Here is a 26,751-nt window from a genome sequence, read left to right as displayed (position 1 = left end):
GTCTTAGATTTTATTTGGTTAGGCCGTATTTCAGGCGAATGCGTAGGCGCTCTTTTAGCACAGTCCATTTGCTGCGGGGCGTGGAGCTGTGGAGCGGTTTTGCTGCGCGAAAGACAAAATATTGGTAGTCCTTTTCATCGTAGAAAAGAGGGTAGGTTTCCATCTTTTCGAGATAAAAGCCATTGGCGGTGATGTTTTTGATCAGGTCTCCCGAGTCTAGGGGCTGGTCGATCACCTGGAGTTTTTCGGGCTCGTTGTCGATCATCCACTGGAGGTACCTCGGCGCCGGAATGTGGATAAAGATCACCGAATCGGCATGGGAATGCTTTTGGATATTTTGGAAAAGCCGGAAATGCTGGTCCACGGGAATGTGCTCCAGCACGTCTGGAAAGACAAAGAAGTCGAAGGTTTTTCCCTTTTTGTCAAAGTCCGACATGTCCGAAACTTCGAAAGCCAGGTTGGTTTGCGACTTCCAGAGGACTTTGGCTTTTTCTATACTTTCCGGGGAAATGTCCACTGCCAAAACCTCTCCATTTGGAACTTGGGTAGCGAGAAGGTGTGAAACGGTTCCTATGCCGCAGCCTATCTCCAGGATGCTGTGGTCAGGCTTGAGACCTGCCTGAGTCACTTTGTCCAGAATGCTGAGGTGGCGGGAGTTGATCCCGGTTTTCTGCTGCTTCTCCGCAAATTGGTCGTAGAAGCTGACAACTTGCTCTTTCTGCTCTTCCTTAGGCGCTTGCATGGGATTCTTTGTAAGTGAGGTAAACTCCAGCCACCAGCGTCAGCAGGATAAGGTATTGGAAAATGACCGTCGGCGTCTTGGTCGCGTAGTAGCTGGACGGCGCAAAGGTAAAGACTACTTCATGATCTCCCGCAGGAATTTCCAATCCACGCAGCAGGTAGTCTACGCGGAGGATGGGAGCCTCCTGTCCGTCGATGGTGGCTGTCCAGCCCACGGGATAGTGGATCTCCGAGAAGACTGCCAATCCGCCCTTGGTCATGGACGCCTGGTACTTGAGCTCGTTGGGAGACTGGGACGTCAGTGTGACCTGTCCCGCTCCGGCAGAGACCGCTCCAAACTCCGGAGCATTGACCGTGGCTTGGGTCTTGGTATTCAGCTCGCCGAGGAGCTGGATTTCTTCCTTGTTGGACTCCACGGGGATGAGCTCGGAAGGTACCCAAGCCGGGCCGTTTGCTTCGGGGTTTTCAAAGACCGCATTGGCTTCAGATCCCGCGATGAGGTATTTGGTGTTGAGCATGTTCATCACGCCCGCGTTTTCCCAGTCGAAAGTACCCTCTTGGGCTTTGGCGACAAAGGCCTCCAGCTCGGGTTGCAGGCTGTTTTCCACCAAATCCTGGTAGCGGCGAAGCTTGGCGCCATGGTAGCCTCCGAGGCTGTTGAAGCGATAGCTGGTGCGGGCTCCCGAGGTCAGGCCTTCGGTGAGCGGCAGCACCCGGAAGTAGCTCTGGTCTGCAGCGAGGGACTGTTCCGCAGGAGTCTCTGCGAAAAACTGGCGGGATGGATTTCCCTGAAAGGAATCCCCGTTGAGGTAGCGGCGGTTGATCGTCCAGACATCGAGTGTGATCAGGGCGATCAAAGCCGTGCCGAGGACGAGGTCGGAGATTTTTCCCTTCAGGTAGAAATACACCAAGCCTGCCGCCACCGCCACAAAGGCGAAGCTCTTCCAGGCTGAGGCCGAAAGCATGGCTTTCCGGTCGGCTTTCAAAGCAGTCACCAGCCAGTCGGGCAGGTTGGCATCGCCAGCGCCCTCAAAACGGAAGAAAGCGCCAGAAGCCACCGCCAAGATCAGCGTCAATCCGCCCACGATGCCTCCTGCGTAGAGGAGCGGCTTGAGCTCGCCTTTTTTCGCCAGTCTCTCCAAGGAGATCATTCCCAAAACCGGGATGGCAAAGAGCGTCATGCCCAGGGCCATGGATACTGCGCGAAACTTGTTGTAGCCCGGGAGGATATCAAACAATGCATAATTGAACCAAGCGAGGTTTTTGCCCCAGCTCAGCATCAGGGAGAGGACGATGATGGTGCTAAAGGTGATCAGGCTTTCCTTTGGCGCAGCCCAGATCCCCAACACGGCCAGAAAGACCAGAATAACTCCCCCGTAGATCGGTCCCCCGGTGAAGGGCTGGTCGCCCCAGTAGGTAGGCGCGCCCTGCACGAAGCCATTGACTTGTGCTGCGTCGATTCCTTGGGCTCGGAGGGCTTTTTCGGATTCAGAATGCTTCGGAAGGGGAGTGCTGCTGCCCCCGCCGTAAAAGTCGGGCACCAGGAGGGTGAGTGTTTCCAGGATGCCGTTGGACCAGCCAAAGGCATAGTCTCTGTCCAAACCTGCCGACTCGGTCTCCAGCGTAGCCTTGCCTCGCGTGGAGTAGGGGCTGTATTCCAACGCCGTCGCGAGTCGGCCGATATTGCCGCCCACGGCCAGAAGCGCCCCGATCACCAGGAAGCCCAGCGACTTGGAGAGGCTGGGGAGCCCTTCTTTTTTCCAGTCAAAGACCAGACGTACCCCCACATAGACTACCGAGATGATCAGCGTGTAGTAGGTGATCTGGAGGTGGTTAAACTTCAGCTGGAGCAAAAGGCCCAAGGCCAGCAGCGCCGCACCGAGGATCCTTTTCCGCTCAAAGGCGAGGTGGATACCGGCCAGGATCAAGGGAATGAGGCAAACCGCCCAGATTTTGGCGTTGTGACCGGCCTCCAGGGAGAGCAGGTTGTAGGTATTGAAGGAAAAGGCTATCGCTCCGGCGACGGAGAAAATGGGCCTTACTTTGAAGCTAAGCAACAAAATATACATGCCCACCATCCCAAAAAACAGCCCGCTGATCGGGTGGGGAAGTCCCAAGGTCAAGACTTTGATCAGGCCGTTGGTCAGGTCGCCCGGAAACTCCAAACTGACGAAGTAGGAAGGCATGCCGCCAAACATGCTGTTGGTCCAGAGCGCCTGTTCGCCGGTTTGTTCGCGGTAGTCGAGGACGGCCTTGGCCGAACCCTCCCACTGGAGGATGTCGCCCTGGAAGATGATTTTGCCGTCGAAGACCATGGGCGAGAAATACAGCACGACGATGAGGTAGAAAAGCAGGACGCCCAGCAGGTGGGGCAGGAGGTCTTTCTGAAAATTGAGCTTCATGAAGCGGGTTCGAAAATTTGCCTGCAAAATAGGTATTTCGGGGGAAAGGATGGGCGGAGAGGAGGGGAAGTTTGGAGGTGGGAGGTCGGGAAGTGGGAAGTCGGGAGCCGCTCAGGGTCGAATATTGTTCAGTCGGTAAGACGTAAGTTGTAAGCAGTGAGTCGTGGGGGTATCGTCCCTACGGGACTCGGGAGAGCGTGATGGATATTGAATCTACCGAGCTGTCGCCCCGCTGGGGCTGGAGAGCGGTCGCTGGCTGGCAGCCGTGCCGCTAGGCACGAAAGCTGGGTAGAATGACGCGATGTAAGTTGCAAGGGACTGCGGTAGGCAGGGTACGATATCCAACAATCCGACCCAGAATGGGTATGTTTATAGCATCGGCAGGTGGAGGGTAGGTACGACCCCTTCGGGGTCGAATGTGCTTTGCTAGATGTTTTCTATAAATATACCATCCCCTCGGGATGAAAATTCCGCTCTTCGGAATTTGTAATTCCGAAGTCCTAGCGTAGGATCTGTGATCCGGGCAGTGAAATCGGATTGCAAATCCTGCGTTAACAACCTCGGGATTGCAAATCCCGAGGAACCACGGCTCGTCGCGACCGAAACATCCGACATCGGTCATCGGTCATCGGGCATCCCTGCCTCCAAACTTCCTGCCTCCTACGCTTCGACCCTTCGACTTCCTTCCTACCGGCAGGCAAGCGCTCAGGGTGAAACTCCTCACCTTCCCACTCCCAAACCTTCCGACTTCCAGCCTCCAAACTTCCCTGCTTTTATTTCTCTCCAAACCCCCAAAATCATTACTTTTGCAGCAAAGTAGACGCAGAGCCGAATGTTTGACAATTTAAGTTTGAAGCTGGACCGGGCTTTCAAAACCCTCAAGGGAACCGGCAAAATCACCGAAATCAACGTAGCATCCACCGTCAAGGAAATCAGACGTGCGCTGATCGATGCCGACGTCAACTATAAAGTAGCCAAGGAAGTCACCGACAAGATCAAGGACGAGGCCATGGGCCGCGACGTGTTGATCTCCGTTTCCCCCGGCCAACTCCTCGTCAAGATCACCCAAGAGGAGCTCACCAAGCTCATGGGCGGTTCCAAGGTGGACATCAAGCTTAGCGGCGATCCGGCCGTGATCCTGATCTCGGGTTTGCAGGGTTCGGGTAAGACGACCTTCACCGGTAAACTGGGTAGCTTGCTCAAGAAGCAGGGACGCCAAGTCCTGCTCGTGGCCTGCGATATCTACCGTCCGGCGGCGATTGACCAGCTGAAGGTATTGGGCGAGCAAATCGGCGTGGAGGTCTATGCCGAGCCGGAAAACAAAAACGCGCTCCAGATCGCCAACAACGCGATTGCTTATGCGAAAAAGACCGGCAAAAAGACCGTCGTGGTCGATACCGCGGGTCGCTTGGCCGTGGACGAGCAGATGATGGCCGAGATCGAGGAGCTGAAAAAAGCCCTCAATCCTTCCGAAACGCTCTTCGTGGTGGACTCCATGACCGGTCAGGATGCGGTGAACACCGCAAGGACTTTCGACGAGCGGCTGAATTTTGACGGTGTCGTCCTGACCAAGTTGGACGGTGACACCCGGGGTGGTGCTGCGATTTCTATTCGCCACGTAGTCAACAAGCCGATCAAATTCATCTCCACCGGGGAGAAGATGGAAAATCTGGACATTTTCCACCCGGATCGTATGGCTCAGCGAATCCTCGGTATGGGTGACGTCATCTCCCTCGTGGAGCGCGCCCAGCAGTCCTTTGACGAGGACGAGGCCAAGCGAATCAACGCCAAGATCCGTCAGAACAACTTCAACTTTGACGACTTTCTTTCCCAGCTGGATCAGGTCAAAAAGATGGGCAACATCAAGGATCTGATCGGTATGATCCCAGGCATGGGCAAGGCGATGAAAGGCCTGGATATCGACGACGACAGCTTCAAACCAATCGAGGCGATCATCCGAAGCATGACTCCGAAAGAGCGTCAGCAGCCGGATATCATCGACGGAAGAAGAAGAAAGCGCATTGCTGACGGATCGGGTAGATCCATCACGGAGGTGAACAATCTCATGAAGCAGTTTGACGACATGAGAAAGCTCATGAAGCAGATGAACAAGATGGGCGGTGCCAAGCAGGCGATGAGCCGAATGATGCCTCCAGGAATGGGAAAAAGATAAAAACGAAGAGCGGAAGAAATTCCGCTCTTTTTTGTTTGGGGCTGTTCTGAAAACAGCTTTCCTCGGTTAAGCTCTGCCACGCAGCATCAGGTTCCAATACATGAAGGGAAGCCCGTATTTTTTGAGTAGCCACATGCTGTATTGCTCTTTGGTAGTGTCGACAAATTTGGAGATCAGTGGGTCGCTGTCCCGCACATTGTCGTATTTAAACTCGGCGAGGAGCATTCTGCCGTATCTGGTGACGATAGGGCAGGAAGAGTAGCCCTCGTAGGATTCCTGGCCTACTTTTCCGGTTTTGATCATGGAGAGCATGTTTTCCACCAAGACCGGAGCCTGCTTGCGGATAGCCGCGCCAGTCTTGGCCGTAGGAAGGTGGGCCACATCTCCCAGGGAGAACACGTTGGGGTAGCGCTTGTGCTGCATGGTATGGATGTCCACGTCGATCCAGCCTTTTCCCGGACCATCCTGAATCGAAAGTTTGGACTCCTGGATAAACTTGGGGGCGGTCTGTGGAGGTGCCAGATGCAGCATGTCGTAGTGTACCTTGATTTCCATGGCGCCTATCAGCTCCTCACCAAGGGGATTGCCCTCCATGATGGTGCAATTGCTCTCTCCCGGCTTGGAATACCGGAAGGTGATCTCCTGCTTTTCAGCATCGATTTTTTCCGGGGCATAAAAGGGCTTGAAGAGGATATTTCGATCGTGGATGATCTTGTTCAGGGTCTTGGCAAAGTCAGGTACGCCAAAGATGATCGTGCCCGGCGTCGCATAGAGTACATTGGTTTGGTCTCGTATTCCTTTTTTTCGAAAGTAATCCTCCGCCAAATACATGATTTTCTGGGGCGCTCCCCCGCATTTGATGGGGGTGGTGGGTTGGGTGAAAACCGCGTTGCCGCCTTTGAAGTTTTGCAGTACTTTCCAAGTGTGCTCGGGATCGGTATAGTTGGAGCAGACCACTCCCTTGTCCAGCGCCTCGGGCAGACCGGGGAGGAGTTCGGGAGCCATCACCAGACCCGGCACGGGAATGAGGAAGTCGTAGGTGAAAGTGCCGGATTGGGCGGTGCTCACCTGGTTTTGCTCGGGGTCTATTCCGGTGGCTTTGTCCTGTATCCAGTACACATCTTTGGGAATGTAATCCGCTTCGTTTCTTTCCGTTTCTTTGAAGTCGTAGGTGCCTGCGCCTACGAGTGTCCAGGCTGGTTGGTAGTAGTGCTTGTCGGAGGGTTCGATCAAGCCGATGTCAAGCGAGGCATCCTTGAGCTTGAGCTGGGCGGCGAGGGTGATGCCGGCGGTTCCTCCGCCGATGATTAGGATCTGGAAATGGCTTTTCACGGTCGGGCTTGTTTAGGTTGAGCTCAAACTGCCCATTTTTCCAGACAATGGCAGTGATTTTAGTCACCTAGATCCTGTAGGGCTTCTCCAGCTTTCTCAGTCTTTGATCTCAAAATGCAGCTGTTTCAGCTCCGTTTCTTTTTCCGTGCGAACGGGGTTGAGCAGGTCGGTTTCAAAAGGGCGATTGAGGTTGTTGCCGGCGAGATCCTCCAAACGGCTTTCGATTTCCAGGAGATGGACGCCCTTTTGCCAGGGCTTTTCCGGCGTGAAGCGGATGCTTTTTTCTTCCGGTCCCAGTGTCCAATTTCCGGGGATAAGCGCTTCTTCCGGCCTTTTGATCGCAAAAACCTCCTGGAGTAGACTGTAGTCCAAGGCCTCTCGGAAGTCAATCGTCAGCGATCCCAAGGTTTCGGCTTTGGGGATATCCAAATTCCAGGTATCGGGCTTGGGAGAAGTGCTGTCCCTGGCGTTGGCCACAAAGTCCTTGACGTGGCGACGGAGGAGATTCCCGCCGTTTTTTCCCGGCCAAGCCTCGGACAAAACCAGCTGATAGGACTGTCCTTCCTGAAGCGGAGCGCCAATTTTTTGGTTGGGGATGAGATCGCGCTTGATCCGGCCTGGGTCCAGCCACAGGGTGAGGAGGGTTTGGTCTTCATTCCAGAGCTCGGGCTGCAAGTCGAGGAAGGCGCCTTTTACCGTGTCCCCTTTGCTGTCCAGGAGCGTCGCCCAGGCGCCGGATTGCCCTTCCCGCATGGGTTTGGAAAATTGGATGTAAAACTTGAGCTGGTTCTCCGGGAGCTGGCCTAGGCTTGGATAGATCGCCAAGACCTCCAGTCCGGCCTCTTCCGCCGACAGGCTCGGGACAACGACGCTGCCTATAGTCAAGCCTTGGTAACGAACCTCGTAGCGCTGTCCCCGGGTGAAGGGGATCAGCGGGGTGAAAAGGTAGCCCTCGTCGGCCAGACTCAGCTCCCCGAGAATGGCCGGACTACTCTCTGCCCCTCCCAGATGAAAGGTGAAATCCGCCATTTCCCGGTTTTCTGCCAGGTCTCCCGACAGGATCAGCCCAACGGCTTTTTCCTCCTCCCAAAGGATGGAAATCTCTGTCGGCGGGCTACCGGAACAGGAGTAGCTCAGCCAAGAGCCAAAAAAAATCAGGCTGCTTGCTAGAAGCAACCTGATCGGAACGTGCCTGAAACCCATTATCTCAACAAGTGCTGGGCTTTTTCCGTGGTCCACAGGTCGAGCGAACCGTTGGATCTGCGCTGTAGGATGACCATGGTGTCGTCGTTCATTTTGTCCAGCTGCAGGACGTTGGTCATGGGCATGGAGACGAAGTCCACGCCGTCTGTCGCAAAGTTGGCGGTGACAGGCTCGGTGAGCGATCCCTCGAAGCTCTCGATGTCGTCAAAGTTTACCCGGAAAACGGGGCGGTTGGAGTTGGACATCACAAGGTAGGACTTGCCGTCTTTTTCCATGCTGACCAAGTCCAGAGGCTGGTTGCCGCTGCCCATTTCGGCTATGGTTCTTCCTTTGACATGCGTTCCGGCTTTCAGTTCATCCAGGGGAAAAAGCACCAAGGGCGTACAGGTGTAGCTTGCGATCAGGTATTCTTTGCCGTTGACCTCGGCGGTGGTGAAGGTCTTGATGGGAGAGGTGGTCTCGTATCGGCCGTGGGCGGCATGGAAGATTTCCAGCGAGGCATAGTCCTGCTTGTCGGTGAATGGAAAAGGAATACTTCGGAAAGTCGAGCTGAATTCCTGGTTGGACAGGCCGCTCACGAGCAGTTTCCCGTCGGCGTAGCCCAAGTCGGAAATCGAAGAAACGCGGAGAGGTCTTCCTCTTCCGTCTTTGGCGTCCTCGGCCGGGGAGTTGTTGAGCACCACGATGTCAAACTCCACGTCTTTGAGGGCTACCGGTTTGATATTTTCCCCCTCCATGCAGAGCAACACCGGCGTGCCATCGCCAGACTGTGCGGCTAGGTAGATTTTCTTGGAAATGGGATTGACGGCGATGTCCAGGATGGAGAGGTTGTCCGCTGTGGTTCCCAGCATGCCGGCGAGTTTTTTGTCAATTCCCTCGATATTGACCGGTTGGATTTCCGCATTTGCCGCATCCTTGGTATTCAGGGCTATGACGGAGGCGCCTTTGGAGTCCCCGATGAACAGGATGCCGTCCGGGCCAAAGGCCAGAGAGGTGATGGACTTGATCTCCGGGGTGCCTAGTTTCAGCTTGTAGGGCGACTCTTCCGCCCGAAAGGTGAAGGCGGCGAGTGCCGCGATCAGCGCACATACTCCAAAAATTACTGCTGGCTTTTTCATGGTAGGTAGGGTTTATGTGTTATCTGGTTGTAGCTAAGGAATTTATGGGAAATAGGCCTCGATTCAAAGTGAATTTAGATAGGCGGGGTTGGAGCGGCCCTCACAAGGGGAAATTAGGCTTTGCGGCAGCGAAGAGGGAGACGGAAGGTCGGGATCCCGAGCGACTACGGTTAGCTTGTTAAGCTAGGTCAAGAAGGGATTTTTGTTTTGGTCTAATTTTTTTGAGTCGTCAAATCTTGCCTCAACCAGTGGGATTTCGCTTCAAGGTTCTTTTTGCTTACATGTTTTCTTTGTTCTTTTTTCTTGATAAAAAAGAACGAAAAAATCAAGACGCAGCAAAGCTTCCACCGCACGAGGCCTGACGCCGGCTCGCTGCTGCGTCAGCCCACCGCGCCTATCCCAACTATAGTTGTTGCTAGATGGGCCAAAGGAAGTGTGGTTTTTCACCCTTACGGTTTGCGGATTTAGATGGATCCCAGAGCTATCTTTCATCGGTAACCTGGGTGAAGGAATGAAAGCCTTACGTTTTGGTCTCGAGTATTTTCGCCAACTCCAAAGCACAGCCCCAAGCGACGGTGAATCCCGCGCCTCCGTGGCCGTAGTTGTGAAAAACGCCAGCGTACACCGGATCAAACTCGAATCGCACCGCGGATCTTCGGGGGCGTAGGCCAACGACTGTTTCCAGGATTCTTGGTTCTTCCGAGACGCCCGTGTCCTTCAATCGTGCCAAGATCAGCTCGGTGTCCGCCGGGTCAGCATTTTCATTCCAGTCGTTTTCATAGTCCGTGCCACCGATGACGCAGTCTTCGCTTCGGTTGATCACATAGCTCAGCGCGCCTTTTTTGGTGGGGTTTGCAAAAGAGGCGACGGGCAGCTTTTCGCAGCGGAGAATCTGGCCCCGCATGGGGTGCAGGTCTTCGTCTTGGCAAAGCTGTTTTGCCCCAAGTCCACTGCAATTGACCACCAGCCGATCCAGGGCGGCGAGCTCTTCCAGTGAAGCAATCTCGACAGCTTCAAAAGAGCCGCCGTTTTCGACAAACCGTTGGAAAAGGTAGGGAAGGTAATGGGTCGGCTCAGCCAAGGGAACGAGTGAAATAAAAGCGGTTTCCATTCCTCTCGGCAGTTCAGAAGGCAAAGCCTTCCGAACCGCTCCTTTTGGCAACAGCTCCGTCCAATCGGAGTTGCTCTCAGCCGTGTAGGCGGTGGTAAATGGAATAAACGAAACGCCACTGTGCGGGCTCAGATCCTGCTGGTAGCGGAGGTAGGCCAAGGATGCCCAAGCGTTTGCTTTCTCTTTGGGTTGAATCTCAAAGGGAAACCAAATCGCCCCAACTTTGGCGGAGAGGGTGTTTCCGTGCTTTTCCCTCGCCACTATTTTCACACGGAAGCCTGCCTCCTGAAGCGCGATGGCAGCGGTCAAACCCACGATGCCACATCCCACGACCGTCGCCGATTTCATTGCCTGCGCCTACTTTTTGGTGGCGGTGAAGGTGCCGTTGGGCTGGATCAAAACCAGGTTGAAGGCCGATTCAGTCTTTTCAAACCGCGCCTTGTAGCCGCTTAGGCCCTTGATGACAAACTCGTCCTCCTTGGTCGGAATCAGGGTGTATTCCGGCTGCCCAGGTACCAAAAGCATCAGCTGCTCGCTTTTGACCGACACCTTCAATTCCATCCCCGAAAGCAGGTAGCTGCCGACGTAGCCTTGGAGCGTTTCTTGGCTTACCGCGGCTTTCTCAGGACTTCTGCCGAAAAAGATAGGATCCAGCGTGGGCTCCACCTTGAGGTCGGCACCGGAGATGTCTCCGAGGTCGTTGGTTTGAAAGTTAACGTTGAAGCCGACGGCCGAGGTGGTGTCCACCTTTCCATTCGTGACCGGATAGAGCGCAAAAACATCGTAATGTGTATGGCTGAGGTAGGTTCTCTCCCGGGTAAACTGCGCCCAAAGCGAATCGTTGGCGAATTCCACTCGGAAGGTCCCGTAGCCGGGATGCTGGTATTTTCCGGTGTACTCCACTAGGCTATGGGATGGCCGGGTGTTGGGAACCTTGCTCGACTTCGCGTCCTCTTTGGACTTCTTTTGTTGCTCTTTGGCCTTTTCCAAGCGCTCTTGGTAGTAGCCCACCCAGTCTGTTTTCTCCAGGGAGAGGAGTTCGTCGGAGATGGCATTTCTCACCAAGTTTGGCAGTGCGGAGCCGTTTTGGTTGCTCAGCACGACGATGCCGAGGCTGTCGCTGGGGAAGAGCGCCACGTTTGCAGAGAAGCCGTCGATGTTGCCGCCGTGCTCCATGCGGTAGTGCCCTTTGTAGGATGAGGTAAACCAGCCATAGCCATAGCTGTTGAGGTGCTGGTCGGGGAATTTGGGATCAGCGATCCCTCCGCCCACGAGCATGAGGGGATTGGCGGCCTTGGCAACGTAGCTTTTGGGAAGTACTTGAGTTTTGCCAAGCTTGCCTTCGTTCAACCAAACCCGCACCCAGTTGCCCATCTCCTTCGCACTGCTGTTGATGCTACCGGCTGGGCTGATCGCGGCGATGTTGTAGTAGGGAGTGACTTTGCTGGTTTTGAAGTTTTCCAGGTTGTAGCCCTTGGAGATGTTTGACTGCCGCTGTAGCTCGGCGATGCTGAGGTTGGAGCGATTCATTTGCAGGGGCTGAAAAAAGCGCTCCCGGATGTTGTCCTCCCAGCTTTTGCCGCTGAGCTTTTCGGTGATCAGGCCCTGGGCGAGATACATGAAATTGTTGTAGTACCACTGTTCCCGGATACCGGTGAAGGGCTCCTGGTATTTGACCCGGGCGAGGAGGCTGTCCTTGTTTTCCGTGGGGAAAAGATACCAGGACAGGTCGTGTCGGGGCAGTCCCGTGCGGTGGCTGACCATGTCCAGGATGGTGACTTGGTCATTGAGTTCGTCGTTGTGGAATTCCAGTTCGGGCAGGTACTTTCTCGGGCTGTCGGTGAATTTTAATCCTTTCTCCTCCTCCATGATGCCCAAGAGCGCCACGGTGAAGGCCTTGGACGAAGAGCCGATGGCATAGAGCGTGTTTTCGTCGGCAGGCACCTTGTTTTCCAAGTCACTGTAGCCAAAACCCTTGGCATAAACCACCTGGTCGCCTTTGACTATCGCCACCGAAAAGCCCACGGTCTTGGTTGCCGCCTGTATGGCTGTCAGCTTTTCTTCCAGGCTTTTGGTGTCGAGTCTTTTTTGGGCGAAGGTCAGCGTGGCGCAAAGGACAAAAAGTAGGGTGAGTAGCGGTTTGTTCATGGGATGTTTCGTTGGAAAGAAGCTTGAAAAAAAGGCAATGAACCGCGTCGTCGGCATTGCTTCTCCAAAATAGGGGAAAATAGAACACGATTAGCCGCAATCTTGCCAGTAAGCGAATTTGCTTCTTCAATCGGGTCTGTGTGCTCAGGCATGTCGGAAGACCCCGACTCGTCGGGCAGGCGATGATCGATGCTTCGGCTATGCTCAGCACAGGCGACCGAAGTAGGGCAAAGCGCCAATTTTAGCGTTCTTTCGGTTTGTCTCGGCTGCCTACTGGCATAAAAGCGGATAATCATAAAATAGGACGCAGCCCTGTCCGCCGTACTTTTCTCAGTGGGGAAAAGCCAAAAAAGCCACCTGCAACTCACCCAGTTTTTTGTAGCCCTCCGCATTCATGTGGATGGGGTCGACGTAGTAGAGGTCCTTGTTGTACACATTGTAGCCGCCGAGGGTGAACTGGTCGAGGTAGGGAATGCCATGAAGCTCGCAGATTTGCTTCTGCATGTCCACGTAGCGCACCATGCCGTCAGGCACGGCAGGGTCGTAGGCTCCACGGTCGTTGAAGGCTTTGCTGGAGGTGAAAAAATAGATCTGTGCCTTGGGATTGAGCTCGTAGATTTTTTTGATGCAGTAGTTGATGCCTCCGGCTTGGGTGGTCAGCTTGCTGCTGTCGTATCCGTCAAACTCCGTGAAGTCGGTGTTGCTGCCGATTTCCCGCTTGTTGGTGTAGTCGTTGGTGGAGGCCCAGAGGATGTAGATGTCAAAGACTCCCGCTTCGTCCACTTGCTTCTGCAGGGATTTTCCCTGAAGCGAGGAGAAGCCAGCCCCAGGCACGCCATAGTTGGTGATGCTCATTCCCAGTCGCTCCTTCCACAGGATCTTGGCACTGTCGCTGGGAGGGATGACCGATACCGAACCCCCAAACACCGCCACCGACTTGCCGTAGTTGAAGGAGGTTTTTATCTCCTGCTGCGCAAAAAGGCTGCTGGAAAGAAAAAGCAGAAATAGGAGAGGGAGGTGTTTGATTGGGTTCATGGGAAATGGGTTTTATTGAAAAAGCAAGGTGCCTAAAAGAAGGCAAAAGCTGGTTTTAGACAGCGTAAATTATCAATCAAAACTCCTCAATACAGCTTTTTATCCCCTTTTTCCTTCCAGAGCTCAAAAGCTTTTTGGCTTTCCTCCCGCATCATCGAGACCATAGGGATTTGCCGATCTGCTGGGCTGACTTCGATTTCCTGATAGATAAAGTCATCGTCGAAACCAGCTTCGGCGGCGTCTTCCTTGGTGCAGGCGTAGTACACTTTGGCCGGTCTGGCCCAAAAAATCGCCCCCAGGCACATGGGGCAGGGCTCACAGGAGGTGTAGACCTCGCAGCCTTCCAATTGAAAGTGGTTGAGGTTTTTGCAGGCGTCTCGGATGGCCACGACCTCCGCGTGGGCAGTGGGGTCATTGGTTGCGAGGACGCTGTTGCAGCCTTGGCCGACGATCTGTCCGTCCTTGACGATCACGCAGCCGAAGGGGCCTCCGTTTCCGGCCAGCATTCCCTCTTTCGCCAGGGCTATGGCTGCGCGCATGTATTTCTTTTGGTCTTCGCTCATACACCAAAAATATGGAAATTGTTTGATGGGGGAGCTGCTTGGCGTTGCTACAACTATGCTCTGAGACTGCTTCGTCGTTCCTCCTCGCAGTGACGATGTTATTGGCTTCGAGACTGCGTCGTCGATCCTTCTCGCAGTGACAGGGCTTGAGGTTTCGAGACTGCTTTGTCATGCCTCCTCGCAGTGACGATACTGTCGACTGCGACTGCGAACTGCGACTGCAAACTGCCGACTGAACTCAGTTCATCCATTTAGCCAAAAACTCGAGGAATTGTTCCTTGTAGTTTTCGCCTACTGTGAGTTGGTGCTCGCCGATCTGGATGACGTTTTTGGACACGGAGTCGATCTGGTCCAGCGCCACGATGAAGGAGCGGTGTACGCGCATGAACTTGTCCGAGGGCAGGAGCTCTTCCATGTTTTTCATGCTGGTGAGGGAGAGCAGGGGGTTGGGCTTGGACCGCAGGTGGACTTTGACGTAGTCCTTGTAGGCTTCCACGTGGGTGATGTCCTTGAGCATCACCTTGACCAGCTGGTATTCGACTTTGAGGAAAATGTAGTCTTGTTGCGGTGCTGCCTCTGCCGCTTTTGCGGCCGGGGCATTGTGGACCCGCTCAAAGTACTGGTAGGCTTTGGTCGCCGCGCTGAGGAAGTCCTCGTAGCTGTAGGGCTTGAGCAGGTAGTCGAGTGCCTCGACTTTGTAGCCCTCGATGGCAAACTGGTGGTAAGCCGTGCAAAAAATAATCCGGGTCTTGTCGGAGTTTTTTTTCCCATCCAGAATCCGCGCCAGCTCCATCCCCGAGAGGTCGGGCATCTGGATGTCCATGAAGATGAGCTGGACCTCGTGGAGGTTGATGTAGCCCAGGGCCTCGATGGCGTTGGAAAACTTCGCCTCCAGCTTCAGAAAGGCCGTCTGGCTGATGAACTTGCTCAGCAGCTCCAGGGCCAGGGGCTCGTCATCGATGGCGACGCATTTGAGGATCATGAGAGGTTGATGGTCAGGTTTACCCAATACTCCTGTTTCGCCTCGTCTTTACCAAATTTGAGGCGGTGTTTTTGGGGATAGATGAGGCTGAGTCGGCGCTGGGTATTGGTCAGACCAATGCCGTTTTCGTGCGCTTCGGGACTGTCCGGGTTGACGGGGAAGATGTGGTTTCGGGTTTCGAAAAAGAGCGTGTCGCCCATGATTTCCACCTTGATCAGGATCTCGCTCTCCTGCTGGGAGCTGATGCCGTGCTTGAAGCAGTTTTCCAAAAAGGGCAGCAGCAGCATGGGGGCGATGATGAGGTCTTCCTTGGGCTCTTCTATCTGGATATTCAGTTTCACCTTGGAGGAAAGGCGCATCTTCATCAGCTCGATGTAGTCCTCGATGAAGCGGACTTCTTTGGAGAGGAGCGTTTCGTTCTTTTGGTTTTCGTAGAGGACGTAGCGCATCATCCGCGACAGCTTCAGGAGCGCTTCCTGGGCCTTGCTCACGTCGAGGTTGGTGAGTGCGTAGATGTTGTTCAGCGTGTTGAAGAAGAAATGCGGGTTGATCTGCGCCTTGAGGTACGATAGCTCGGTGTTGACACGCTGCCGGTCCAGCTCGCGGCGGCGGCTTTCGTCGTGCTGCCATTTCTGCACCAGCGCCACCGAGGTGCTCAGTCCGATGGAGATCACATAGAGCAGGACCTGGAAGACGTCTCCGGGTATCCATCGTTTTTTTGGGTCCCAAGGCCTGTCGGGGTTGAAGGTCTCGTGCATTGCCTTGCCGTACCCGATGAATTGTTCAAAGTAAACAACAAGTCCATAGAAGAACACTGCGCCAACGATGATGCCGAGAAGGTAGAGGTAGTTTTTCCCCTCCAGGAGGACTCTGGGTACCAGAAGGGAGGAATTGGAATAGAAGATCGTGATCAGGATGCCGACCAGAAAAATCTGCTTAGCCCAAAACTGGACGGGCAGCTGGACCTCTCCCATGCGCCAGGAGAGCGGAGACAGCAGGAGCAGCACCACACAGAGCATGATCCACCCGAGGAGGTGTACGATCAGCGAAAGGTTCTTTTTTGGGATGAATAAGGCCATTCCGTTGGTTTTCAGTTTCCAAACTAAGGGATTTTACTTTTCACTCTCAAATCAAATCTACAAACCCGACCATTCTGCCTATGAATCCGCTGATTGGTCGGATGAAGCCGGTTTGTCGGGGTTTTTGGGGCTTTTGTCTCCGTCTTGGGGGGATTTGTCGATAGGATGCACCTGCTGGTCTATTAGATTTTTTGGGGCGAAACTTTGCAGGCAACTTTGGGGTAACAATTGGCAGAAGCCCTCTTTTGAAAACAGACCCATGAAAAACTTACTCAATCTAGCACTTGCTTTTTTCTTGTTAGGAACAAGCTTGGCCTTTGCCCAGCAGCCACAGGCTGGGGCGACAGCAGGCCGAATCCGAGGAATCGCCAAAGACCTCAAGACTGGCGAGGCCGTAGGCTACGCTACCGCCGCATTATATAAGGCGGGTACGGAAGTGAGCACTTCCGGAGCGGTGGCAGACGGAGACGGCGTATTCTACATCACCGGATATGAGGTAGGGGAATACGAACTCCACCTGACCTTCCTTGGCTATGAGACCGCCAAGCGAACCGTCAACATCAACTCCCTGTCCTCCGAAATCAACCTCGGCGAAATCGGCATGACCGACGAAGGCGTGGCGCTGGAAGAGGTGACCGTGCAGGGACAGCGCGAACTCATCGAGGAGCGTGTGGACCGTACGATCTACAAGGCGGAAAACGACAAAACCACCGCTGGTGGTGACGGTACGGACGTGCTCAGAAGAGTGCCGATGCTTTCCGTGGACTTGGACGGAAACGTCTCCATGCGCGGTAGCTCCAATATCCTCGTTCTGATCAACAACCGACCTTCGGCTATCGCCGCTTCCTCCATATCCGATGCGCTGAAGCAGATCCCGGCCGACGAGATCAAAGCCGTGGAGGTGATCACTTCCCCATCCGCGAGATTTGACGCGGAAGGAACCTCCGGGGTCATCAACATCGTGACCAAGAAAAATACGCTGCAAGGCGCTACGCTCAACGTGAACACGGGCTTTGGCCTCAGAGGCTCCAACCTGGGCCTCCAGGGAAGTGCCAGAAAAGGCAAACTTGGATTCTCCCTCGGTGGCTTCGGCAGAGCAGGATACAACATCCTGGGTAGCTTTGACAACAAGCAGGTGACCAACAACGCGGATGGTTCCGTGTCCACCTCCCTCCAGTCGGCAGATACCGAGCGTCGCGACGTCTTTGGCCGCTATAATTTCGGAGTGGACTACGACATCAACCAGTACAACTTCCTGACCGGTGCGGTAAACTTTGGTATCAGAAACTCCAAAAACTGGCAGACTGACTTCCTTACCCAAAACTTCCTGGATGATGTCCTGACAAGGACCCAAAACAGAGAGACCTACACTTTGGACAACTCCAACTCCATCGACGTCAGCGTCAACTATACCCGGACTTTTGAGAAAAAAGGAAGAGAACTCAGCTTATTGACGCTGTACAGCGCCAACGACAGAGAAAACTCCTTCACCAACACGCTGTTTGACAACGACGATTTGGAGGATATTTTCTCCAGAACCCAGAACATCAACCCAAGCAAAAACGAGGAATTCACCGTGCAGCTGGACTACGTGACTCCGGTGGATGAAAAAGGCAACAAGATCCTGGAGTATGGCGCAAAAAATATTCTGAGAAAGGCTTATTCCGACTTTGCCTACTACCTGGCTGAAGGCGAAGACGGCGACTTCGTCGAGATAGAAGATCCCTCGCTGAGCAACGAGTTTAGCTACGACCAAAACGTGACTGCGGGCTACCTGTCCTACACCACTCCTTTGCTGAAAGACTACACGCTGAAGGCAGGTATGAGATACGAGTACACCACGATCAATGCGGATTTCAAAACCGAATTTGAAGCGGACATCCCCTCATACGGAACTTTCGTGCCTAGCTTGAACGCCAGCAGAAAGCTGAAAAACGGCAACCTGATCAAGGCGGCCTACAACAGAAGGATACAGCGTCCATCCCTGAGATACCTGAATCCAAACGTGGACATCTCCAACCCGCAGCAGATTTCCCAGGGTAATCCAGAACTGGATCCGGAAATGACCGACAACTACGAGTTGGGCTACAGTACCTTCATCAAAAGCACTACGCTGAACTTTACCGGCTTCTACCGAAACACGACTGGATCTATCCAGCCACTCAGAACCGTCCAAAACGACGGGGTGATCTTCACCACCTATGAGAACATCGGCCAGGAGCAGGCAGTCGGTGCCAACATCTTCTTCAACATCAACATCAGCAACAAGCTGTCTCTGAACGGCGGTACTGACCTCTACTACGCCATGCTGGACAACGGCTTGACCGATCCCCAGTATGCGGCCAAAAACGACGGTTTTGTCATCAGCGGTAGACTCTTTGGTAACTATACCCTTCCCAAAGATTGGCAGGTACAGGTCTTCTCCTTTGCCAGAGGACGTCAGGTACAGCTGCAGGGCAGCTCAGGAGGATTTGCGATGTACGGTCTGAATTTCAACAAGCAGTTTAACGAGAAGAGAGGCTCAATCGGCTTCGGTGCGGAAAACTTCCTGATGAAGGAGTTTAAGATCAACAACGAGATCATCACGCCTACTATCATGCAGAACAGCACCAACGCCATGCGCAACATGAACTTCAAGGTGAACTTCAGCTATCGCATCGGCAAGATGAGCATGGATCAGCGTCCTCGTCGCAGAAAGTCCATCAACAATGACGACATGAAAGAAGGCGGCGACGGCGGCCAGATGGAAGGCGGACAGACCGGAGGCGGAACGCAAGTGAGAAACAAATAGAAATAAGCGGAGCGCGAGCGGCAAGCCAATCCAGGCTGCTGCTCCGATCCTTTTTATAGAAGATTAAATAGATAGATTGGGTAACAAAAAATCCGGCTCCTTTAGGGCCGGACTTTTTTTGTCCCAAAAGTGGGTTTTCCTTCGTCGAAAGACCTGTCAGGTTTTTAATACCAGACGCATCAATCAGAGCTGGCCGTAGGACAATAAAAAACCCGGCTCAAACGAGTCGGGCTTTCCAGAGTTTCTAGGGTGAATTTAAGCTTTGTATGTTACTTTTTTGATGGCTTCCACGGTACGCTTCACATTGGGAAGGGTAGCCTCGATGTAGCTTGGGCCGTAGCTCAATGGGATATCCATGGAGTTGACGCGGATCACCGGAGAGTCCAAGAAGTCAAAGGCATAGCGCTGGAAGTGGTAAGTCAGTTCGGAGGAGATTCCCGCAATTGGGTTGGCTTCTTCCACGATCACGACGCGGTTGGTCTTTTTCACAGACTCCAGGCAGGTGGCGTAGTCGATAGGGCGGACGGTTCTCAGGTCGATGACCTCGCAGTCGACGCCTTCTTTGGCCATGACTTCCGCAGCTTCCAGAGCTACTTTCATCATCTTGCCAAAAGAAATCAACGTCACGTCTTTGCCTTTTCTCTTGATGTCAGCCACGCCGATAGGAAGTAGGTATTCGCCCTCAGGCACTTCTCCCTTGTCGGAATACATCACTTCGGACTCCATAAAGATCACCGGATCTGGGTCACGGATGGCGGCTTTCATGAGGCCTTTCGCATCATAGGGATTGGATGGTACGATCACTTTCAGGCCTGGAGTATTGGCAAACCAGTTTTCGAAGTTGGAAGAGTGGGTCGCGCCCAGCTGGCCTGCGTTGCCGGTAGGGCCGCGGAAGACGATGGGCACGGAATAAGCTCCGCCAGACATGGAGTACATCTTGGCGGCGGAGTTGATGATCTGGTCTATGGCTACCAGAGAGAAATTGAAGGTCATGAACTCGATGATCGGCTTCAGCCCGTTCATCGCGGCGCCCACGCCCAGGCCAGCAAAGCCCAACTCGGCGATAGGGGTGTCGATCACGCGCTCTGGACCGAATTCGTCGAGCATTCCTTGGGATACTTTGTAGGCACCGTTGTACTCGGCTACTTCTTCACCCATCAAAAAAACGTTCTCATCACGTCTCATTTCCTCGGACATCGCCTCTCTCAAGGCTTCCCGAAATTGTATTTCTCTCATTGGTTAAGACAAAATTTTGGCTCGTAAAAATAGAAAGGAATCGGGCAAAAGCAAAAGCTGCCCCATTCTTTATCCGGCAACGATTTCAGCCGAGATACACGGTCTTGGTGTTGACGAATTCCAGGATGCCATTGCGGCCCAATTCGCGCCCAAAGCCGGATTTTTTGATTCCGCCAAAGGGCAGCGCAGGCTGGGAGGCGACCATGGCGTTGAGAAAAACGGCTCCGCTCTCGACCCGCGCGGCAAGTTTTTCTCCTTTCTTCAAGTCCGATGTCCAAATTGACCCGCCCAAGCCAAACTCCGTCGCGTTGGCTAGGCGGATGGCTTCTTCCGCATTTTTCACTTTGAACACCATCGCCACCGGGCCGAAAAGCTCCTCCTTGAAAGCCGGGGAATCCTCGGGAATATTCGTCAAGATCGTAGGACTGAACTCCGCGCTTCCTTTCCTCGGTTCCTGTCCGCCGAGCAGGACTTTGGCGCCCATGTCCACGGATTTTTTCACTTGGGCAAAAAGCTCCGCCGCCAGATCAGGTCTGGCCATGCAGGCGAAATCCGCACTTTCGTCCAGCGGGTCGGCCATCCGGAGCAGGTTGATCCGCTCGGAAAATGCCTCCAAAAAAGGCTCAAATACCGCTTCCTCCACGATAAATCGCTTGGCTGCGATGCAGCTTTGTCCAAAGTTGACCATGCGGCCCTTGACGGCGGTCTCCGTCGCTTTTTCCAAATCCGCATCGGCGAGAATGATGAAGGGATCGCTGCCACCCAGCTCCAAGAGGGACTTTTTGATGTTTTTGCCAGCGGCTGCGGCCACTGCGGCTCCGGCCTTTTCGCTTCCGGTAAGGGAGACTGCCTTGATCTCTTCTCGGTCCAGCAGTGCCAAAGTAGCCTTGGAATCGATCAGCAAGGTCTGAAAAACGGCCTCAGGAAACCCCGCCTCCAGGAAAACCGACTCAATCGCCAGCGCGCATTGCGGGACGTTGGAGGCGTGCTTCAGCACTCCCGTGTTCCCCGCCATCAGCGTCGGCGCGGCAAAGCGGAAGACCTGCCAAAAAGGGAAATTCCAGGGCATCACGGCCAGGATAGTGCCCAAAGGCTGGTGCAGGAGCTTGGCTTTTTTGCCGTCGGGAAGCGCTAGGTCTTCCGGGGCGAGAAAACTTCCTGCATGGTCTGCGTAGTATTCGCAGGCCCAGGCACACTTCTCGATCTCGGCGCGGGATTCGCGGATGACCTTGCCCATCTCGGTGGTGATGAGGCGAGCGTACCGCTCCTGGTTTTTGCGCAGCACTTCCCCGGCCTTTCGCATCAAAGCGGCCTTTTCAGCGATGGGGACGCTTTTCCAGCTCTCAAAAGCTTGGGCGGCAGCGGCGGTTTTTTGGTCGATCTGCTCCTCGGTCAGGAGTTCGTATTCCCCGAGGAGCTCGGAAGTCCAGGGGTTGAGGGATTTGATTTTGCTCATTTTTCTGTGGGTTTTCCGGCTTCTTTCCAGGCGGTGATCCCGCCTTCCAGCATGTAGACGTGTTTGAATCCCGTTTTCTGCATCAGGTCGGCTGCCTTGCGGCTTTTCACGCCCGTCCTACAGTAGATCAGGTAAGTCGTCTTTTTGTTTAGCACCTCGATCTGCTGGGCAAAATCCTCGCCAAGGAAATTGACGTTGATGGACTGGGCCAGGTGGCCGTCGGATACTTCCTCGGGAGTCCTCACGTCGATGATCAGCGTATTTTTTTTGCTGGACTTCTTTTCAAATTGCTCCACGGAAAGCACATTAACCGAGTCTTTTTTAGCGGATTGGGCAAAAGTAGCGGTACCGATCAGCGAGAGGGCGAAGAGGAAAAGGAGTTTGGTTTTCATAGCGGGAATGTTGGCTAATTGGCGCTTGTCTGCCATATTCAACCCAAAATTTAGCCCCTTTCGTTTCAAAATGCCCAAAAAGATAGGATTGATTTCCGACTCCCACAGCTACATCGACGCCAAGACGCTGGCCCATCTCCAGGACGTGGACGAGATCTGGCATGCGGGCGATATCGGCGTGCATGCGGTGATGGAGGCGCTGCCCGGCGGCAAGCCCGTCCGGGCGGTCTTTGGCAACATTGACGACCTTGAAGCCCAACAAGCCTATCCCGAGTGGCTGGATTTTGAGCTGGAGGGAGTGCGGGTGCTGATGACCCATATCGGGGGAAAACCTCCCCGCTATGCGAAGGGCGTGAAGGAGCGGATCAAAGCTTCGCGCGCGCAGCTTTTCATCTGCGGGCACTCCCATATCTGCAAGGTGGAGTTTGACCCGGCGCTGAATTGCCTCTACATGAACCCGGGGGCGATCGGGCAGCAGGGCTTTCACCAGATGCGGACGATGCTGCTCTTCGAGTTGGAAGCCGGGAAAATCCAGAACCTTAGGGTGGTGGAGCTGGGAAAAAGGGGAGTCTGAGCGGGGCGGCTTTTCCACCAGAAAGCGCCTATTTTAGCCTTAAACCCAAATGTCGGGTAAATGTCGGGCGAAAACCGAGCCGCGTACGCCCTTTGTCAAAAGCCAAAAAGAGAACTTGCCATGGTCAATCAAAATCTATTTCACATGAAGCAACCACAACTGGGCAAGAAGATCTCTGAACTGAGAAAAGCCAAAGGACTGACGCAGGAGGAACTCGTCGAGAAATGCAATCTGAACGTGCGCACGATCCAGCGCATCGAGTCCGGGGAAGTGACCCCGAGGAGCTATACCGTCAAGGCGCTGTTTGAGGCATTGGATTATCATTGGGAGGAAGTGAAAAGCGGCTTTGCCGACGAGGGGCAGAAAGTGCCGACTTTCCTTTATCTGACCTTTGCAGCAGGCTTGTTTTATTTCTTTCTGGCTTTTTTCGAGATAGGAATGGAGTACGAGTGGATAGAGGAGGGGAAAGGCCAGAATGTGAATTCCTTCCTATTGGTGAAAATCGGGACTTTCCTTACCTATGCGGCATTCCTCTACGGCTGGATTCGACTGGAGGCTTTCCTCCCTAATAGAATCTTGAAAATCGCACTTTGGACGATGTTTGGTGCAAACGTCCTCTGGTATGCGGTCGACTGCTTCGGCTTGATCACGGGGCAATGGGAGATAGCAGACTACTACCTGGTCAAGCTAAGTTCCTTTGGACTGTGCTACGCCTTTTTGGGAGTCGGCTATCTGTGCTACAAGAGGCTTTGGTCAAACGTACCGCAGATCATCGGAGCACTGGGGCTGATTGCAGGTGTCCTGATCTTTTCGGGAATCGGTGTGATCTTCGGTTTGATACCCTTGACGCTATTTGAGATCGGCCAGCTTGGCTTGATGATCTGGGCTATAAATAACATCGGGAGAAGCACTTCTCCCGATTCTATTTTTTCTACAGAATTGCAGTCTTAGCACATCTGATTTCAGTTTTTCCCCCACAGATTTTCACGGAAAAAGACACAGATCCTCACGGAATAGTAAGGGATCATTGCAGATCTAGGGGTGTCGGCTTACCGCAACTTTTTACCTGCCGTAGGCTATGGTCAGTCGACCGTCGACGACTTCACCCTCTCCTTCACCAGTTTCAGAATTTCGGCATTCTTAGGGCTGGCCGTCTCGATTTCCAGGATTTTTGGAAAAAGGCTAGGCTCGTAGAAGTCCTTCAGCGCGATTTGGAGTTCTGCTTGATTTTTCGCCAAGCTATATCCAAAACCAAACTCCTGCGCGAGATGGGAGGCGTTGAGCTTTTGGCGGGTTTCGAAAAACTCCTCCAGCTCGGGTTGCTTGGCCGGGCCGTCGATGAGTCGGAAGATGCCGCCTGCGTGGTTGTTGAGCAGGACGATCCGCAGGTTGGGCAGGGCGTAGTTGTGCCAGAAGGCATTGCGGTCGTAGAAAAAAGCCATGTCGCCGGTGAGCAGCGTCACGGGATCTTTGGTGGTAAAGGTGCAGCCGACCGCGGTGCTGTTGGAGCCGTCGATGCCGCTGGTGCCGCGGTTGCAAATGATCTCCTGCGGCCTCATTCCGAGCAGGTTCACGTAGCGCACGGCCATGGAGTTGGCCAAGTGGAGCTTGGATTCGGCGGGGATTTTCTTCAGGAGGAAGTGCAGGGCGGGATACTCGCCAAAGTCCGAGGATTCGAGGACTGTAGGAAGCGCTGCCGCAGTTTTTTGCTCCAGATTTTTCCAGTTCTGGGAAAAATCTTGGTCCTGTTCCCGCAGGTTTTCACCCAGCCAAGCGAGAAATTCAGTCGGATTGGTAGGCAGGATTCGCGTCAAGTGCTGAAAGGTGTCCCGGGACTGCCCATCCGACTGGATGTGCCAGTGGGAGGCAGTTGACTTTCTGAGGAACTGCTTGAGGCTTTTGGAAATCACCGACTGTCCAAAGCTGATGACCATGTCCGGCGCAAGCTCGGCGTGCAGGCTTTCTCTTCCCAACCAATGGTCATGAAGCGTAATGGTGTGCTCGCTCTGGAGGTTGGAGATCGTGTCGCTGACTACGACCACATTTTGCCTGCTGGCGAGCTGGTCGAGCAGCTTTTGGATCTGGGCATTGGGGCGCTGCTGTCCGGGGACGATCAGGAGTCTTTTGACCTCAGACAGGCGGTTTTTGATGTGTTTTAGGCTTTCCTCCGTCAGCTGGCTGTGGCTGGAAACTGGGGTGAATTCGCGAGGATGCTCCGGAAACTCGAACTTTTCCCCCTCAGCGGGATAGAAAGGCTCGCGGAGCGGGATGTTGATGTGGACTGGTCCAGCTGGAAACTGCTTGGCCAGGTTGATGGCTTCGTTGGCGATGCGTCCGGCATGCCAGACTTGCTCCTCGAAGGCGAAGGTGTCGGGAAAGCGGAAGCTTTTCTTCACATGCTTGCCAAAGACATCCTCCTGATAGATCGTCTGCCCGTCCCATTGGTCGATCCACTCGGGTGGGCGATCCGCGGTGAGGATCAATAGGGGCACACGCTGAAAAAAGGCCTCGGCGATGGCCGGATAGTAGTTGAGCGCGGCGGAGCCGGAGGTGCAGACCAAGGCGACGGGCTGGCCGAGCTGCTGGGCCATGCCCAGGGCGATGAAAGCCGCGGAGCGCTCGTCGGAGATCGTCCGCGAGTGGATGTCCGGATGGCGCGCAAAGGCCAAAGTCAGCGGTGCGCAGCGCGAACCCGGTGAGAGGATCACGTTTTCGATTCCCTTTTTGGCACAAATGGCCACTAAGTCGAGTATGGGCTGGATGATCAAGCGCTTGGTTTTTGGATGAATTTACCGATGATCTGACACTTGAGCTCGGTTTCTTCCCATTCTTTTTCGGGGTCGGAGTCCTCGGTCACGCCCGCTCCCGCGTAGAGAATTGCCGTGTCGCCCTTGATAGAGGCGGTGCGGAGGTTGACGTAGATGGAGGTTTCGTCCTGTATGTTGACCGGGCCGATGAAGCCCGCGAAGAAGGAGCGGTCAAAGTCCTCGTTGGCCTGTAAAAACTCGTGGGATTCTTTCCTCGGCATGCCGCAGACGGCGGAGGTCGGGTGGAGGAGATCCAGCATTACCGAGCCCAATTGGGGGAATCCCGTGGCCTGCATGTCCACCCGGAAGTCGGTGCGGAGATGGAGCAGGTTACCTGCCATGACGGTTTTGGGACCGTGCTCCTCGTACTCACGAAGTCGGATTTTCTTAAAGCAATCCACGATATAGCGGCAGACGAGGGCCTGTTCTTCGATTTCTTTTTGCGTCCAGGCGGCGGACTTGAGCGGGTTGTCGCCCTTGGCCGGCTGGGTGCCCGCGAGAGCCATGGTGTAAAAGCGCTCGCCCTTGGTCTCGATCAGGATCTCTGGACTCGCGCCGATCCAAGTGCCGACTTGGGGGATGTGGAAAAAATTGACGAATGAGTTGGGATAGGCCTCCAGCATCTCCAGAAAGGTCTTGCCGAGGTCAAAGTCCTCCGAAATGGGGATACGCTTGGTCCGGGAGGGGACGACTTTTTCCATGACTCCCGCCTCGATGGCGGCGATACCCTGCTGGACAAGTCGGATGAAGTGTTCCTTGCGGTCAGATTCTGCCTCCGCGGCTGCAGTGAACTCAGACTGCCTAACCAGCATTTGCCGAAGCCGGGCTTTGATAGGCTGGTTGGATGGGTCGGTCTGCACTTTTACCCAATCCGGCAGTGTTTGGTTTTCTTGGCTTTGTCCCAGCTCCAGGCTGAAATATTGGCTGGACTTGATGAAAAAGGCCTTTTTGTCCTCCTGGTCGGCGAAGGGGTGAACGATGAAGCCAGCTGGAAGCTCCTCAAAAGCCAAATCGACCCGTTCGGGACTTTCGCTTTCGTCGAGGAGGAATTCCAGTTTTTGGGACTTGGGTTTTCTCCACACTGCGAAAGAGCCTCCGGACTCAAAGCCTTTGAGCAGGAGCAGATCCAGGGACTCCGCTTGGGTGGTGAGGGGGAAAGCTTCGGTGTAATTCATTTTTTCTCCAGAATAGCCATGGTGATCCGGCTGATGCAGCAGAGTTTTTCCGACCCGTCGTAGATCTTGATTTCCCAGATTTGGGTGGATTTTCCGATGTGGACGGGTTTGGCGATGCCTTTGACTTTTCCCTCCCTTACGGCGCGAACATGATTGGCGTTGATTTCCAGTCCCACGCAGGCTTGTTTGGAAAGGTCTAGGGTGAGCGATGCCGCCAGGCTGCCGAGCGTCTCGGCCAATGCTACACTAGCACCGCCATGTAACAAGCCCGTGGGCTGCTTGGTTCGCGCGTCGACGGGCATGGTGGCTTCCAGATAGTCTTCTCCTATGGCCGTAAACTCGATTCCAAGGTGCTGGATCATCGTTTCGTTTCGGCTTTGGTTCAGTTGGTCCAGGGAAGGACTGGAAAGAAAAACCATGAAAATCTGGGTTA

21 protein-coding genes are annotated in these 26,751 nt (G+C 54.2%); 4 read left to right on the top strand and 17 right to left on the bottom strand.

What is annotated here, in order from left to right; all coding sequences use genetic code 11:
- Positions 1–10: 10 nt before the first annotated feature.
- Positions 11–742 (bottom strand): class I SAM-dependent methyltransferase, encoded by a 732-nt coding sequence (locus J0A68_RS14900; protein WP_206579014.1) that lies wholly within the window; start codon positions 740–742, stop codon positions 11–13.
- On the bottom strand, positions 729–3,143 hold the full coding sequence (locus tag J0A68_RS14895; protein WP_206579013.1) for a YfhO family protein: 2,415 nt from the start codon (positions 3,141–3,143) through the stop codon (positions 729–731). Before J0A68_RS14895 ends, J0A68_RS14900 begins: the two co-directional genes overlap by 14 nt.
- Positions 3,144–3,975: 832 nt before the next feature.
- Here J0A68_RS14895 and ffh point away from each other — a divergent pair.
- Positions 3,976–5,316 carry a signal recognition particle protein gene (gene ffh / locus J0A68_RS14890; RefSeq protein WP_206579012.1) on the top strand — a complete coding sequence of 447 codons (1,341 nt, stop codon included), beginning with the start codon at positions 3,976–3,978 and terminating at the stop codon, positions 5,314–5,316.
- 66 nt (positions 5,317–5,382) lie between these two features.
- On the opposite strand, the gene J0A68_RS14885 is transcribed toward ffh, so the two are convergent.
- The 9 genes from J0A68_RS14885 to J0A68_RS14845 form a co-directional block, all read right to left on the bottom strand.
- Positions 5,383–6,648, bottom strand: coding sequence for an NAD(P)/FAD-dependent oxidoreductase (locus J0A68_RS14885; RefSeq protein WP_206579011.1), 1,266 nt, complete (start codon positions 6,646–6,648; stop codon positions 5,383–5,385).
- 96 nt (positions 6,649–6,744) lie between these two features.
- Positions 6,745–7,824, bottom strand: a complete 1,080-nt coding sequence (locus J0A68_RS14880; protein WP_206579010.1) for an Ig-like domain-containing domain — start codon at positions 7,822–7,824, stop codon at positions 6,745–6,747.
- Between the two features lie 26 nt (positions 7,825–7,850).
- On the bottom strand, positions 7,851–8,969 hold the full coding sequence (locus J0A68_RS14875) for a hypothetical protein (protein WP_206579009.1): 1,119 nt from the start codon (positions 8,967–8,969) through the stop codon (positions 7,851–7,853).
- Positions 8,970–9,489: 520 nt separating this feature from the next.
- Complete coding sequence (locus tag J0A68_RS14870) at positions 9,490–10,428, bottom strand: FAD-dependent oxidoreductase (RefSeq protein WP_206579008.1); 939 nt, start codon at positions 10,426–10,428, stop codon at positions 9,490–9,492.
- Positions 10,429–10,437: 9 nt separating this feature from the next.
- Positions 10,438–12,228 carry a serine hydrolase gene (locus J0A68_RS14865; RefSeq protein ID WP_206579007.1) on the bottom strand — a complete coding sequence of 597 codons (1,791 nt, stop codon included), beginning with the start codon at positions 12,226–12,228 and terminating at the stop codon, positions 10,438–10,440.
- A 330-nt stretch (positions 12,229–12,558) separates the two neighbouring features.
- A complete protein-coding gene (locus J0A68_RS14860) occupies positions 12,559–13,263 on the bottom strand; it encodes an SGNH/GDSL hydrolase family protein (protein ID WP_206579006.1) in 705 nt (234 codons plus the stop codon).
- An 86-nt stretch (positions 13,264–13,349) separates the two neighbouring features.
- Positions 13,350–13,826, bottom strand: a complete 477-nt coding sequence (locus J0A68_RS14855) for a nucleoside deaminase (protein ID WP_206579005.1) — start codon at positions 13,824–13,826, stop codon at positions 13,350–13,352.
- Positions 13,827–14,064: 238 nt separating this feature from the next.
- Positions 14,065–14,808 carry a LytR/AlgR family response regulator transcription factor gene (locus J0A68_RS14850; protein WP_206579004.1) on the bottom strand — a complete coding sequence of 248 codons (744 nt, stop codon included), beginning with the start codon at positions 14,806–14,808 and terminating at the stop codon, positions 14,065–14,067.
- On the bottom strand, positions 14,805–15,887 hold the full coding sequence (locus tag J0A68_RS14845; RefSeq protein WP_236025607.1) for a sensor histidine kinase: 1,083 nt from the start codon (positions 15,885–15,887) through the stop codon (positions 14,805–14,807). Before J0A68_RS14845 ends, J0A68_RS14850 begins: the two co-directional genes overlap by 4 nt.
- A gap of 259 nt (positions 15,888–16,146) precedes the next feature.
- Here J0A68_RS14845 and J0A68_RS14840 point away from each other — a divergent pair, with 259 nt between their 5' ends.
- Positions 16,147–18,678: a TonB-dependent receptor domain-containing protein gene (locus J0A68_RS14840; protein ID WP_206579003.1), complete on the top strand. Its 2,532-nt coding sequence runs from the start codon at positions 16,147–16,149 to the stop codon at positions 18,676–18,678.
- A 255-nt stretch (positions 18,679–18,933) separates the two neighbouring features.
- Here J0A68_RS14840 and J0A68_RS14835 read toward each other — a convergent pair whose 3' ends face one another.
- The 3 genes from J0A68_RS14835 to J0A68_RS14825 all read right to left on the bottom strand — a co-directional run bounded on the left by J0A68_RS14835 (position 18,934) and on the right by J0A68_RS14825 (position 21,762).
- Positions 18,934–19,914, bottom strand: a complete 981-nt coding sequence (locus tag J0A68_RS14835) for a pyruvate dehydrogenase complex E1 component subunit beta (protein WP_206579002.1) — start codon at positions 19,912–19,914, stop codon at positions 18,934–18,936.
- A gap of 85 nt (positions 19,915–19,999) precedes the next feature.
- A complete protein-coding gene (locus tag J0A68_RS14830; protein WP_206579001.1) occupies positions 20,000–21,370 on the bottom strand; it encodes an NAD-dependent succinate-semialdehyde dehydrogenase in 1,371 nt (456 codons plus the stop codon).
- Positions 21,367–21,762, bottom strand: a complete 396-nt coding sequence (locus tag J0A68_RS14825; RefSeq protein ID WP_206579000.1) for a rhodanese-like domain-containing protein — start codon at positions 21,760–21,762, stop codon at positions 21,367–21,369. Before J0A68_RS14825 ends, J0A68_RS14830 begins: the two co-directional genes overlap by 4 nt.
- A 70-nt stretch (positions 21,763–21,832) precedes the next feature.
- On the opposite strand from J0A68_RS14825, the gene J0A68_RS14820 reads away from it, so the two are divergent.
- Together J0A68_RS14820 and J0A68_RS14815 are read left to right on the top strand one after the other, a co-directional pair.
- Positions 21,833–22,336: a metallophosphoesterase family protein gene (locus tag J0A68_RS14820; RefSeq protein WP_206578999.1), complete on the top strand. Its 504-nt coding sequence runs from the start codon at positions 21,833–21,835 to the stop codon at positions 22,334–22,336.
- A 144-nt stretch (positions 22,337–22,480) separates the two neighbouring features.
- Positions 22,481–23,287, top strand: coding sequence for a helix-turn-helix domain-containing protein (locus J0A68_RS14815; RefSeq protein ID WP_206578998.1), 807 nt, complete (start codon positions 22,481–22,483; stop codon positions 23,285–23,287).
- Positions 23,288–23,418: 131 nt separating this feature from the next.
- Here J0A68_RS14815 and menD read toward each other — a convergent pair whose 3' ends face one another.
- The 3 genes from menD to J0A68_RS14800 are packed head-to-tail and all read right to left on the bottom strand — an operon-like array spanning position 23,419 to position 26,737.
- The gene (gene menD / locus J0A68_RS14810; protein WP_206578997.1) at positions 23,419–25,104 is read right to left on the bottom strand and encodes a 2-succinyl-5-enolpyruvyl-6-hydroxy-3-cyclohexene-1-carboxylic-acid synthase; all 1,686 of its coding nucleotides are present in this window, start codon (positions 25,102–25,104) and stop codon (positions 23,419–23,421) included.
- Positions 25,101–26,318 (bottom strand): chorismate-binding protein, encoded by a 1,218-nt coding sequence (locus J0A68_RS14805; protein WP_206578996.1) that lies wholly within the window; start codon positions 26,316–26,318, stop codon positions 25,101–25,103. The genes menD and J0A68_RS14805 overlap by 4 nt, the downstream gene beginning before the upstream one ends.
- The gene (locus tag J0A68_RS14800; RefSeq protein ID WP_206578995.1) at positions 26,315–26,737 is read right to left on the bottom strand and encodes a hotdog fold thioesterase; all 423 of its coding nucleotides are present in this window, start codon (positions 26,735–26,737) and stop codon (positions 26,315–26,317) included. The genes J0A68_RS14805 and J0A68_RS14800 overlap by 4 nt, the downstream gene beginning before the upstream one ends.
- Positions 26,738–26,751 lie beyond the last annotated feature (14 nt).

Source organism: Algoriphagus oliviformis (genome assembly GCF_017254915.1).
Taxonomy (GTDB): domain Bacteria; phylum Bacteroidota; class Bacteroidia; order Cytophagales; family Cyclobacteriaceae; genus Algoriphagus; species Algoriphagus oliviformis.
This window is presented reverse-complemented; position numbering and strand designations above follow the sequence as displayed.

Bases quoted from the DNA above. Each gene is read 5' to 3' on its own strand.
- J0A68_RS14900 (WP_206579014.1), bottom strand. From the start codon at position 742: ATGCAAGCGCCTAAGGAAGAGCAGAAAGAGCAAGTTGTCAGCTTCTAC.
- J0A68_RS14895 (WP_206579013.1), bottom strand. From the start codon at position 3,143: ATGAAGCTCAATTTTCAGAAAGACCTCCTGCCCCACCTGCTGGGCGTC.
- ffh (WP_206579012.1), top strand. From the start codon at position 3,976: ATGTTTGACAATTTAAGTTTGAAGCTGGACCGGGCTTTCAAAACCCTC.
- J0A68_RS14875 (WP_206579009.1), bottom strand. From the start codon at position 8,969: ATGAAAAAGCCAGCAGTAATTTTTGGAGTATGTGCGCTGATCGCGGCA.
- J0A68_RS14870 (WP_206579008.1), bottom strand. From the start codon at position 10,428: ATGAAATCGGCGACGGTCGTGGGATGTGGCATCGTGGGTTTGACCGCT.
- J0A68_RS14865 (WP_206579007.1), bottom strand. From the start codon at position 12,228: ATGAACAAACCGCTACTCACCCTACTTTTTGTCCTTTGCGCCACGCTG.
- J0A68_RS14860 (WP_206579006.1), bottom strand. From the start codon at position 13,263: ATGAACCCAATCAAACACCTCCCTCTCCTATTTCTGCTTTTTCTTTCC.
- J0A68_RS14855 (WP_206579005.1), bottom strand. From the start codon at position 13,826: ATGAGCGAAGACCAAAAGAAATACATGCGCGCAGCCATAGCCCTGGCG.
- J0A68_RS14850 (WP_206579004.1), bottom strand. From the start codon at position 14,808: ATGATCCTCAAATGCGTCGCCATCGATGACGAGCCCCTGGCCCTGGAG.
- J0A68_RS14845 (WP_236025607.1), bottom strand. From the start codon at position 15,887: ATGGCCTTATTCATCCCAAAAAAGAACCTTTCGCTGATCGTACACCTC.
- J0A68_RS14840 (WP_206579003.1), top strand. From the start codon at position 16,147: ATGAAAAACTTACTCAATCTAGCACTTGCTTTTTTCTTGTTAGGAACA.
- J0A68_RS14835 (WP_206579002.1), bottom strand. From the start codon at position 19,914: ATGAGAGAAATACAATTTCGGGAAGCCTTGAGAGAGGCGATGTCCGAG.
- J0A68_RS14830 (WP_206579001.1), bottom strand. From the start codon at position 21,370: ATGAGCAAAATCAAATCCCTCAACCCCTGGACTTCCGAGCTCCTCGGG.
- J0A68_RS14825 (WP_206579000.1), bottom strand. From the start codon at position 21,762: ATGAAAACCAAACTCCTTTTCCTCTTCGCCCTCTCGCTGATCGGTACC.
- J0A68_RS14820 (WP_206578999.1), top strand. From the start codon at position 21,833: ATGCCCAAAAAGATAGGATTGATTTCCGACTCCCACAGCTACATCGAC.
- J0A68_RS14815 (WP_206578998.1), top strand. From the start codon at position 22,481: ATGAAGCAACCACAACTGGGCAAGAAGATCTCTGAACTGAGAAAAGCC.
- J0A68_RS14805 (WP_206578996.1), bottom strand. From the start codon at position 26,318: ATGAATTACACCGAAGCTTTCCCCCTCACCACCCAAGCGGAGTCCCTG.
- J0A68_RS14800 (WP_206578995.1), bottom strand. From the start codon at position 26,737: ATGGTTTTTCTTTCCAGTCCTTCCCTGGACCAACTGAACCAAAGCCGA.